This is a genomic window from Cellulomonas bogoriensis 69B4 = DSM 16987 (genome assembly GCF_000767165.1).
GTDB classification, from domain to species: domain Bacteria; phylum Actinomycetota; class Actinomycetes; order Actinomycetales; family Cellulomonadaceae; genus Actinotalea; species Actinotalea bogoriensis.
The window spans coordinates 1-9,967 of record NZ_AXCZ01000096.1; the positions used below are offsets into that span (position 1 = coordinate 1).

Below are 9,967 nucleotides of genomic sequence, written 5' to 3' on the forward strand. Positions count from 1 at the left end.
GCGGTCCCGGGTGCGGTGGCTGTCGGTGAGCAGGATGGTCTCTGGTACGTGGAGGCTGCGCGGTTGGGCGAGATCCACGAGCGGACCACCGGTGAGGGGATCACGGTGGCGGTGATCGACCTCGGCATCAACCCGGACGTGCCAGAGTTTGAGGGTGCGGACCTCCGGGTCCGAGAAGAGTCGTTCTGCGCGGCCTCGGACGACCCGAGTGGTCATACGTCTAATATCGGAGATCAGTTCCCTGCCAATCATGGAACAAACGTGGTTGCGGTAATTATTGGCACTGGTCGAGGAGCAGCTGGGCAGCCCGGAATGATGGGCGTGGCGCCAGGCGCTACGGTGAACTTCTATGGGGCAGGAGCCCGCATCGACGGAGCCACCCAGCCCTGCTCTGATGCAGATGGGGTCGACTCGCGTGCCCGCGCGATAGATGAAGCGGTGGTGGAAGGCGCAGACATCATCAGCGTCTCGTTGGGGGGAAACCTGGATTCTGATACATCCGATGCGCTGGCGCGAGCATACCGCTCAGGTGCGGTAGTCGTCCTCGCTTCTCCACAGCAAGCGAGCGATGGCTTCGCCCTTGGTTCGATGGCCAAGGCGAACGGAGTCGTGGTCGTGGAGTCCGGTGGGCCGGACGGTGGCTTGATTCCGGGTTTGTCGCTCGCGGATCCCAGAGTAGCGGTAGTGGCGCCGGGCGGTGGGATTCGGACTATCGATGGAAATTCAGGATGGACCTCCTACCGGTTGCAGGATGGTTCGTCGTTGGCGGCTCCGTGGGTGGCGGGTGCGTTGGCGTTGGTGTGGTCTGAGTACCCGGATGCGACCGGGAACCAGATGATCCAGACGTTGTTGCGGCACACGTTCCTCAACGACGGTGACCTGGTGCGTCACGATGATCATGTGGGGTACGGGACGGTGTCGATCTCCCGGATGCTCCAGGCAGACCCCACGTCCTACCCCGACGAGAACCCCTTGCTGCGCGAGGATGCGCGCCCCACCATCGAGGAGATCACCGGCGGCGACCCCCTGCCCGACGCCGCCGACGGGGACGCCGACGAGCAGGACCAGGCCACGGTTGCCGCGGACGGCCCCTCACCTGCAGGTGGGTTCCCGGGCGTCCCGGTGGTCGCGGTCGGTGCGGCAGCGGTGGCGGTCGGGCTCGCGCTGGTGGTGACGGTCGCCGTGCGCCGCCGGACGTCCGCCGGACCGCCACCCGCCGCCCGGCCCCGGTGACGTGCGGGCCGGGCGTTAGTCTCCCGGCATGGACGAGGAGCGCGTGACCCCCGCAGGCGTGATCGAGCCCGACACCAAGGACTGGACGTGGGTGCTGCACCAGCGGTGCGAGGACTGCGGGTTCGAACCTGACGACGTCATCGGCCCTGAGCTGCCCGTCCTCATCCACGAGTGGGTGCCGCGGTGGGAATCCCAGCTGGGTCGCCCCGACGTCCGCCGGCGACCCCGCCCGGACGTGTGGTCACCGTTGGAGTACGCGTGCCACGTGCGGGACGTGTTCCGGATCTTCGACGAACGGCTCGCCATGATGCTCGTCGAGGACGACCCCACCTTCCCCAACTGGGACCAGGACGCCACCGCCCTCAGCGAACGCTACGACCAGCAGGCGCCCTCCGCGGTCGCCGAGGAGCTGCGCGACGCCGGCGCCGACCTGGCTGCCGGGTTCGCGGCCGTGCGGCGCGAGCAGTGGGAACGCCGCGGGCTGCGCTCCAACGGGTCGGCGTTCACGGTGCGCACGTTGGGCCGGTACTTCGCGCACGACGTCGTGCACCACCTCCACGACGTGACCCACTGACCCCGAGTTATCCACAGGGTTTGCACACAGGGGTGTGTTTCCCGCACAGAAGCGCTGGCAAACCTGTGGACAAGGGTGTGGGTTGTGACATGCCAAGGGCCCCTCGGACGCTTACTCCGAAGGGCCCCACGCCAAGATCATCGTAACCGGGGTCGATGAACCGGGGCAGAACGCCCATGGAACACGCCACCACCGACACGCGTTGCACCATCCACAACCCCGACCGGTGGAGCCACCCGTGACGAACCTCGAGACCGCCCCCACCGAGCAGGTGTGCGCCGACACCCTCGACCCCGACGCACCCGCGCTCGAGCTCCTCACCGCACGGGAGGTGCCGTTGGGTGGGATCCGGGCCATGACCGTGCGCCGCACCATCCCGCAACGGCGACGGTCGTTCATCGGTGCGTGGTGCTTCCTGGACCACTACGGGCCCGACGACGTCGCCGTCACCGGCGGGATGCGAGTCCCCCCGCACCCCCACACGGGGCTGCAGACCGTCAGCTGGTTGTTCTCCGGTGAGGTCGAGCACCGTGACAGCCTCGGCACCCACGCGTTCGTGCGCCCCGGCGAGCTGAACCTCATGACCGCGGGGCGGGGCATCAGCCACTCCGAGGACTCCACCGACCGCACCACGACCCTCCACGGCGTCCAGATGTGGGTCGTCCTGCCCGAGGCGCACCGTGACACGGCCCCCGCGTTCACCCACCACGTGGCGCAGGTGACGGAGGTGCCCGGGGGGCAGGTCAGCGTGTTCCTCGGGTCGCTGGTGGGGGTGACGTCCCCGGTGGCGACGTTCTCGCCGCTGCTGGGGGCCGAGGTGCGGCTGCGGGCCGGCACCACCCTCACCGTGGACGTCGACACCACGTTCGAGCATGGAATCCTCGTCGACGACGGTGCGGTCACCGTGGGGGTGCTCGCGCGGGACATCGAGGAGGACGTCACCCGCGCCGACCTCCTCTACGCCGCGCCCGGCGTCCGCCAGCTCACCCTCACCGCCCACCAGGACACGTTGCTGCTGCTCATCGGGGGCCGGCCGCTGGGGGAGCAGGTCGTGATGTGGTGGAACTTCATCGGCCGTGACCACGGTGAGATCGAGACCGCGCGCCGGGAGTGGCAGGCCGAGATCGGCGCCGACGACGCGACCGTCGCCCGGGCCGGGGACACCACCGCCGGCGCGACCGAGACCGCCGACCTCGCCGGTGACGAGGGCGTCCCACCCGTACCCGTCCACGACCCCGACGGTCGACGCTACGGCCACGTCGACGGTCACCCCGACGCCCCCCTGCCCGCACCGCCGCTGCCCAACCACCGGCTCAAGCCCCGCAGCTGAGCCACCGCGGCAGCGGCCCGCGAGGCGGGCGCCGTCAGCGGGGCTGTGGGCCCGTCGCTGCCGGGAGGGTGGGGTCAGAGGAGTACCGGGACCAGGAGCCTGGGAACAGGCGGGCCGTCCCCAGGCCCGTGTGCTCCAGGGCGACCAGCACGTGGCAGGCGGTGACCCCCGACCCGCAGTACGCCACCACGTCGGCCGCGTCCACGACCCCCACGTCGGCGAACACCTCACGCAGCTCGTCGGGCGGCAGGAACCGGCCGTCGGCACCCATCAGCTCCCCGCACGGGACGTTCACCGCACCGGGGACGTGCCCGGCGCGGGGGTCCACCGGTTCGACCTCACCCCGGTAGCGGGCCCGGGCCCGGGCATCGACCAGGACGCCCGCACCGGTGACGACCTCGTCGAGGTCGGCCAACCGCTCCGCAGGCCACGGCCGGGCGGTGAACGACCCGGGCGACCGGTCCGGTGAGGTGGTGGTGAGGGGCCCGTCCCACGCGGTCAGGCCCCCGTCCAGGACGGCGGCGTCGTGCCCGGTGGCCCGCAGCATCCACACCAGGCGGGCGGCGACCGTCCCACCGGCGTCGTCGTACGCCACGACCACGTCCCCGTCACTGATGCCCGCCGCGCCCATCCCCTGCGCGAACACCGCGGGGTCCGGCAACGGGTGGCGCCCGGCCTGCGGCGACGGGGGGCCCGCCAACCAACGGTCCAGGTCCACGAACACCGCACCCGGCAGGTGCCCCTCGGTGAACGCCCGCTCCCCGGAACGCCCGTCCAGGTACCAGCGCACATCGGCCAGCACCACGTCGGGGTGCGCCCGCACCCACGCCTGGTCCACCACGGGTGGGATCACCCCGACCACCTCCGCCCTGTCGCCCACCGACGCTACCCGCACCTGCCGCACGAGCACACGGGAGGTTCGCCGCCACCTGCCCGCACCTGTCCACAGGACCCGGGCCCCGCGCACATCGGCCACCACCACCCGGCCACAATGGGGCGCCGACAAAAGGGGTGACGATGACGGGGCAGGTCGAGATCGAGAGCGCGGACGTCCGCGACGCGGCCCGAGCCGTCGGTGCCGCAGGTGACGCGGCCGCCGCCGTCGACCATCCCGAGCACGTCGCCGCCCTCGCCGCAGCCCTGCCCGGCTCCCGCTCCGCGAACGCCGCCCGACGCCTGCGCACCGCCTGGCGGGACGCCTCGACCGGGTGGGTGGACGAGGCTCGCACCCAGCAGGCCCGCCTGGACGCCACCGTCACCGCCACCCTCGCGGCCGACACCCGCGCGACCACGCGGGCCAGCCGTCTGGCCGGGCGCCTGGGGCCGGTGACCTCACCGGGATGACGAACCTGCGCAGCGTCCTGCAGTGGGACCCCGACGCCCTCAGTGCCGTCGCAGACCAGCTCCTCGCCGACCGGCGGGCCCTGGTCGCCGTGCACGACGACCTCACCCGGTACCCCCCACCCACCACCTGGGTCGCTTCCGCCGCCCGACCCGCCCGCGCCGCCCACCGGCGCCTCACCCACGACCTGAACTCCGCGACCACCGACCTCGCCTCCGTCGCCCGGGCCGTCGACACGACCGCCACCACCGTGCGCAACGTCCGGGCAGAGATCGACTCCCTGCTCCGGTGGGCCACCACCCAGGGGTTCACCGTCGACCGGTCCACCGGCGCCGTCCGCGACGCCCGCTGGTGGACCGGCGAGGACCCCCACGACCGTGCCATGGCCATGACCGAGCTGGCCGACCGGCTCCGCCAGTGCCTGCGCACCGCCCAGGACGCCGACACCCACCTCACGGCCGTCCTCGAGGCGGCCGCCGCAGCCGCCACCCGCCCAGGACACATGCGGAACACCGGTGATGCACCGCCCCCACCGCCACCGGACGGCAGCCCCCACGAGATGAACACGTGGTGGGAGCTGCTCACCCCCGACCAGCAGGCCACCGTCCTCGCCCTGCACCCCCAGTGGGTCGCCGGCGCCGACGGCATACCCGCCCGCGTCCGCGACCGTGCCAACCGGGCCCTGCTTCCCCGGCACCGCGCCGAGCTCCAGGCCCAGGCCGACGCCCTGCACGCCATCGACCCGCAGGACCGCACCGACGACCAGGTCACCGCCCTGCGGCTCCTGGAGAACAAGCTCACCGGCCTCGACGCCCTCGACCAGGTCCTCACCCGCGGCGACCGCCAGCTGCTGCTGCTCGACACCACCGGCTCACGCCAGCTCAAGGCCGCCGTGGCCGTCGGCGACCTCGACACCGCCAGCCACGTCGCCGTCTTCACCCCCGGGTTCACCACCACCGTCGCCGCCCGGCTCCTGGACTACGACCAGGACATGGCCGGCCTTCGCACCACCGCCCAGGAGCAGTCCCGCACGCACGGGGACGGCGGCGACGTCGCCACCGTGTCCTGGCTCGGGTACGCCGCCCCCCAGGTCGACGGGATCCTCCGGCTCACGACCACCTCCGTCGCGAACATCAGCTCCGCCGTCACCGGCTCGCACGCGCTCGGCGACTTCTACCGCGGCATCGACGCGTCCCGGCCCGTGAACCCCCAGATCACCGCACTGGGCCACTCCTACGGGTCGACCACCACCGGCCTGGCCCTGCAACAGTCCACCGGCGTGGACGCCGCCGTCGTCCTCGGTTCACCGGGCATCGGCACCAGCACCCTCAGCGACCTGCGCGTACCCCCCGGGCAGGTGTTCCACCTCGAGGCACCCGGCGACATCGTCGCCAACCTCGGGTACTTTGGCGCCGACCCCAGCAGCATCGAGGGGATCCAAGGACTGTCCACCGCCCCCACCACGCTCGACGGCACGGCCCTCGACGGCTCCACAGGGCACAGCGACTACCTGCGCCCCGGCACCACCAGCCACCACAACATCGCCACCGTCATCGCCGGCGTCCCCGACCGGCGCATCGACAGCTGACCGGCCACACGCCAGGCCCTACACGGCCTCCCCGTCTGACTCACGCCGCCAGAACTGGCGGGGCGCGTACCCCTCACGACGCAACCAGTGCTCGGTGTAGACGATCCGATCCGCAGGCACCACACCGATCGTGCCCAACGGCGGGTCGTCCAGGTCACGGGACCGCTCCACGTGATCGGACTGCCATCGCACCACCGACCAGTACCGGTCGAACCCCACGTCACCGGGCTCCAGGATCTGCGCGGTCCCGAACAGCTGCGCCCCACGGCTGCTGGCCTGCCCCACCAACGGGGCCACCACCCCGATCGACACCCGCGGGTCGGCACGGAGGTTCCGCATCTTCGGTGACGTGCCCGAGGCGGTGAACACCACCGTGAACCCCAGGTGGAAGAACCGCACCGGCGTCGCCAACGGTCCGTCCGGCCCCGACGTCGCCAGGACGCACACGTTGTGCGTCGACAACAGGTTCAAGATCCGCTCGCCCAACCGCTCACGATCCAGGCGCGCAGTGGGTGCAGGGCCGGCCAACCACGGGTTCGTCACCACCATCACCGCATCCTGCCAGGGGACGTCGTGAGGACGTCATCGCCCCGCACCAGGCTCACGGACCGCGGGTCGTGGCGCTACCGTGCTGGCGTGACCACACCGCCGCCCCCCGGGGCAGACCCGCACCCGCGCCCCGGCGCGTCGCAGACCCCGCCCCGCGTCCCCACCCTCGGTGAGGCGTCCCGTGAGGTGGGCCGCGGTCTGGGGCAGGGCCTGCTGGAGCTCGTGATGTGGGTGGTCGCGGTGGCCGTCGTCGTCGGTGGCCCGGCCCTGCTCGGCTGGTGGCTCGGGGGCGGGTGGGGTGCAGTCGTGGGCGCACTCCTGGGTGCCGCGGTCCTGGGTGTCACGTTCGTGGTGCTGATCCTCAAGGGCGTGTCCCTCGCGGCGGTCGTGCTCCGCCGCAGGTGACCCCCGGGTGGTCCGCGCGAGCCTCACTGGAAGGGCGCGCGCGGAAGCCTCCGGTCGACCTCCTCGACCACCGCGGTGACGGGGGCCAAGGCCTCGGCGGCCGGTCGCGCGCCCTCGGCGGCCGGGCCCACCAGCCCGTCCAGGCGCGCCCGCAGCGGTGTCTGGAGCCCGGTCTCGCCCCGCAGGGTGTCGTCGAACTCGTCGGCGGCGATGTCCCTCAAGCCCACCAGGCCGGTGCGCACCGACTCACGCACGGGCGCGGCGCTCAGGCCCGTCAGGTTGCTCACCACCGGGCGCATGAGCACACCCTTGACCAGCAACGTCTTGATGAAGAACCCCTCGCGTGAGAAGAACCGCATCTTGTTGATCGTCTGCAGCACCGTGGCGAACCGTTGCAGGGCCGTCGCGATCCGCGCGATCACCGTCGCGATCCGTGACCCCGCGACCGCAGCCTGCGCGGCCGCCGCGGCGCCACCGGCCAGGGCAGATGCCCCGACGGTCACGATGCTCAGCGCGGCGCTGACCGCCAACGTCAGCAGAGCCCACTGGATGAGCTCCCGGATGATCGTGGCGACGAGCTCCTCCGCGAGCTCCACCTCCATGGCCGCGTCCTCAAGGAACTCGGCCGTCTCACGGGTGCTGGACGCCAGCTCGTCGACGTTGCGCAGCAGCTCGCGCATCGAGGCCTGGAACGCCTCGTGCGCCGCGCCGTCCCACGACTGGGCAAGAGGGGTGATCACCCGCTGGTGGTGGTCGACCAGCTCGTCGAGGGTCGCGGCGAGGTCACGCCACCGTTGCGCGGTGCTGCGCACCTCGCTCGAACGCCCGGTCACGCTGTCGAACATCCCCACCAGGGGGTCGACCAGCGGGCGCATGAGCGCGTCGACCATCCCGTCCAGCGGCGACATCCAGGCGTTGACCTTGTCCCACACCGACAACGTGGCGGACAGCGCCATCACGGCACCTGCTCGGAGTAGGTGGCCAGCAGCGCGGCGACCGCGTCATCGCTGGTGAGGTACCCGTCGGCGGTGGCCACCAGACCGTCACCGATGTTCCGGTAGATCTCCTGCAACGCCGCCAGCGCCTCGCCCAGGCCGTGGTAGCGGGCCTCGAACGCGGCGTGGATGGCGTCGGACTCCGGGAGCTTGCCCAGGGCACCGCGCTCCAAACCGGCCGCCGCACGGCGGGTGTCCAGGTCGGCGTAGGCCTGCGCCAGGTCCTCGTGGTGCCGGGCGGCGCGGCGCACGAGGTCGAGGTCGACCTCGAACCCCGTCACCGTGGCTCACCACGGCGTGCAGCGAGCTCCCGGGCGAGGTCCTCCTGGGTCCGCTCAGGGACCCGCCCCGCGATCAGGTCACGCATGTCCTGTGCGCCCGGCAACCCCTCGGTGAGAGTCGCGACCCTGGTCGCGGCGTCGGTCTGGGCGTGTGCGGCGGCCTCCAGGACGGCCGCACGCAGCTGGTCGGGCGACAGGTCCAGGGCGCGCGCGGTGAACTCGACGTCGACCAGCACCCCCGAGGCGTTCACGGTGACGGTCGTCCCGCGGTCGGCGCTCGACCCGACACCGGTGGTCGTGGCGAGGTCGTTCTGGAGCGCGGCGGCGGCCTCGAGCCGTTCCAGTGCGGCCGCCTCCATCTGCGCGACCCACCTCTGGGTCTCCGGGTCCTGGACCACATCGCCTCCTCGTCGTCGCCCGTGCATCTTCGTCCACGGGGGTCCGGCGGCGCCAGGTACACGCCCACATTCACCGGTGGGGACCGGGTAAACCTCAACGAGGTGCGGGCCCGGCCGAACGTCAGAGGGCCGAAACCTTGGCTCCGAGGCGCATCCCGGTGGTCTCGTCACGCCCGACAGAAGAAGAGAACCATGCGTGTACGCGCCTGTGTCGCCGCAGCGACGACAGTGACCTTGCTCGGATCGGTGGTGCTGGCCTCGTCCGCGTCCGCCGCGACCGGGCCCGAGCTCGCCGCCGCGATCGTCGACGACGCGAACCTCATCCACTCGGTGACGCTCACCGAACCGGCCGGCGCCGACGGCCGCTCGACGGCCGTGGTGACCGATCCCGTGGCGGGCTTCCCGCGGACCGAGGGTGGCGCGTTCGCGGTCCTGTCGACGGGGGACGCCGGGCAGCTGCAGGGGGCGCAGAGCACCCATGCCAGCACCCAGTTCTCACCTACCCAAGCCCGGGGCGGTGCGTTCGACATCACGACCCTGGAGGTCGTCCTGAACGTCCCCGTCGGGGTGAACTGCCTGCTCGGGTTCGACTTCAGGTTCCTCTCCGAGGAGTACCCGGACTTCGTCGGCCAGGGGTACAACGACGCGTTCATCGCCCAGGTCGGCACCGACGACTGGAGCATCGACGGGGACACGATCAACGCCCCCAACAACTTCGCGTTCGACGCTGACGGCGGTGTCATCAGCATCAACGCCGGGCTGTTCGACGCGACCAACGCCGCAGTGGTCGAGGCAGCGGCCGAGGGCACCGTCTTCAACGGCGCCACGCCGTTGCTGACCGCCGCCGCACCGTTGGAGTCCGGGCTGCAGTCGCTCTTCTTCACGATCTTCGACCACGGGGACGCGAGCTACGACTCGGCGGTCCTCATCGACAACCTGCGCGTCGGCTCCGTGGCCGACGTGGAGACCGACTGCACCCCGGGCGCGCAGGCCCTGCCACCCCTCACCCCGGTGACCGCGACGGCGCCGACGTTCGTCGACGAGCTCGGCACCGAGGAGGACACGTTCACCATCCCCGCCGTCGAGGGCGTGGAGTACCTGGTCGACGGCCTGCTGATCGCACCGGGCACCTACCCGGGCACTGGCACCGTCGTCGTGGACGCCGAGGCGACTGACGGGTACGTGCTCGAGGGCGAGTCCCAGTTCACCTTCACGTTCACCGACATCCGCCCGGTCACGGCCGCGGCGCCGACGTTCGTGGACGAGTTCGGC

The 9,967-nt window shown here is 71.8% G+C and carries 13 protein-coding genes; 7 read left to right on the forward strand and 6 right to left on the reverse strand.

The genetic code is table 11. The features are described from left to right. Positions 1 to 216: hypothetical protein (locus N869_RS18525; protein ID WP_232229686.1), on the reverse strand; the 216-nt coding region annotated here is incomplete at its 3' end. Between N869_RS18525 and N869_RS17000 the strand changes: the two genes are divergently transcribed. The 3 genes from N869_RS17000 (at position 139) to N869_RS09590 (ending at position 3,137) form a co-directional block, all read left to right on the forward strand. Then, positions 139 to 1,233 carry a S8 family peptidase gene (locus N869_RS17000; RefSeq protein WP_232229685.1) on the forward strand — a complete coding sequence of 365 codons (1,095 nt, stop codon included), beginning with the start codon at positions 139 to 141 and terminating at the stop codon, positions 1,231 to 1,233. The genes N869_RS18525 and N869_RS17000 overlap by 78 nt on opposite strands. A gap of 28 nt (positions 1,234 to 1,261) precedes the next feature. Beyond that, positions 1,262 to 1,807, forward strand: coding sequence for a DinB family protein (locus tag N869_RS09585; protein WP_035060771.1), 546 nt, complete (start codon positions 1,262 to 1,264; stop codon positions 1,805 to 1,807). Positions 1,808 to 2,045: 238 nt separating this feature from the next. Beyond that, entirely contained in the window at positions 2,046 to 3,137 is a 1,092-nt protein-coding gene (locus N869_RS09590) for a pirin family protein (RefSeq protein WP_035060774.1), read from the forward strand. A 34-nt stretch (positions 3,138 to 3,171) separates the two neighbouring features. On the opposite strand, the gene N869_RS09595 is transcribed toward N869_RS09590, so the two are convergent. Beyond that, entirely contained in the window at positions 3,172 to 3,990 is an 819-nt protein-coding gene (locus tag N869_RS09595; RefSeq protein WP_052105328.1) for a sulfurtransferase, read from the reverse strand. 164 nt (positions 3,991 to 4,154) lie between these two features. Here N869_RS09595 and N869_RS09600 point away from each other — a divergent pair, with 164 nt between their 5' ends. Both N869_RS09600 and N869_RS09605 read left to right on the forward strand, forming a co-directional pair. After that, positions 4,155 to 4,481 carry a hypothetical protein gene (locus tag N869_RS09600; RefSeq protein ID WP_156968476.1) on the forward strand — a complete coding sequence of 109 codons (327 nt, stop codon included), beginning with the start codon at positions 4,155 to 4,157 and terminating at the stop codon, positions 4,479 to 4,481. Next, positions 4,478 to 6,067 (forward strand): alpha/beta hydrolase, encoded by a 1,590-nt coding sequence (locus N869_RS09605; RefSeq protein ID WP_052105322.1) that lies wholly within the window; start codon positions 4,478 to 4,480, stop codon positions 6,065 to 6,067. The genes N869_RS09600 and N869_RS09605 overlap by 4 nt, the downstream gene beginning before the upstream one ends. Before the next feature lie 18 nt (positions 6,068 to 6,085). Here N869_RS09605 and N869_RS09610 read toward each other — a convergent pair whose 3' ends face one another. After that, positions 6,086 to 6,616 (reverse strand): pyridoxamine 5'-phosphate oxidase family protein, encoded by a 531-nt coding sequence (locus N869_RS09610; protein WP_035060780.1) that lies wholly within the window; start codon positions 6,614 to 6,616, stop codon positions 6,086 to 6,088. Positions 6,617 to 6,703: 87 nt separating this feature from the next. On the opposite strand from N869_RS09610, the gene N869_RS17365 reads away from it, so the two are divergent. Beyond that, entirely contained in the window at positions 6,704 to 7,021 is a 318-nt protein-coding gene (locus N869_RS17365; protein ID WP_035060783.1) for a hypothetical protein, read from the forward strand. A 23-nt stretch (positions 7,022 to 7,044) separates the two neighbouring features. On the opposite strand, the gene N869_RS09620 is transcribed toward N869_RS17365, so the two are convergent. From N869_RS09620 to N869_RS17775, 3 genes are read right to left on the reverse strand one after another with little or no spacing between them, the layout of a single operon-like run. After that, complete coding sequence (locus tag N869_RS09620; RefSeq protein ID WP_052105324.1) at positions 7,045 to 7,977, reverse strand: WXG100 family type VII secretion target; 933 nt, start codon at positions 7,975 to 7,977, stop codon at positions 7,045 to 7,047. After that, positions 7,977 to 8,297: a hypothetical protein gene (locus N869_RS09625; protein ID WP_035060786.1), complete on the reverse strand. Its 321-nt coding sequence runs from the start codon at positions 8,295 to 8,297 to the stop codon at positions 7,977 to 7,979. Before N869_RS09625 ends, N869_RS09620 begins: the two co-directional genes overlap by 1 nt. Continuing rightward, complete coding sequence (locus N869_RS17775; RefSeq protein WP_052105327.1) at positions 8,294 to 8,695, reverse strand: YbaB/EbfC family nucleoid-associated protein; 402 nt, start codon at positions 8,693 to 8,695, stop codon at positions 8,294 to 8,296. Before N869_RS17775 ends, N869_RS09625 begins: the two co-directional genes overlap by 4 nt. Positions 8,696 to 8,923: 228 nt before the next feature. On the opposite strand from N869_RS17775, the gene N869_RS09635 reads away from it, so the two are divergent. Beyond that, positions 8,924 to 9,967, forward strand: a 1,044-nt coding sequence (locus tag N869_RS09635) for a choice-of-anchor L domain-containing protein (RefSeq protein ID WP_035060788.1), incomplete at its 3' end; no start/stop codon positions are given.

What these genes read in the sequence shown, in the direction of transcription:
- N869_RS09585 (WP_035060771.1), top strand. Translation starts at nt 1,262, where the DNA reads ATGGACGAGGAGCGCGTGACCCCCGCAGGCGTGATCGAGCCCGACACC.
- N869_RS09600 (WP_156968476.1), top strand. Translation starts at nt 4,155, where the DNA reads ATGACGGGGCAGGTCGAGATCGAGAGCGCGGACGTCCGCGACGCGGCC.
- N869_RS09605 (WP_052105322.1), top strand. Translation starts at nt 4,478, where the DNA reads ATGACGAACCTGCGCAGCGTCCTGCAGTGGGACCCCGACGCCCTCAGT.
- N869_RS09610 (WP_035060780.1), bottom strand. Translation starts at nt 6,616, where the DNA reads ATGGTGGTGACGAACCCGTGGTTGGCCGGCCCTGCACCCACTGCGCGC.
- N869_RS09620 (WP_052105324.1), bottom strand. Translation starts at nt 7,977, where the DNA reads ATGGCGCTGTCCGCCACGTTGTCGGTGTGGGACAAGGTCAACGCCTGG.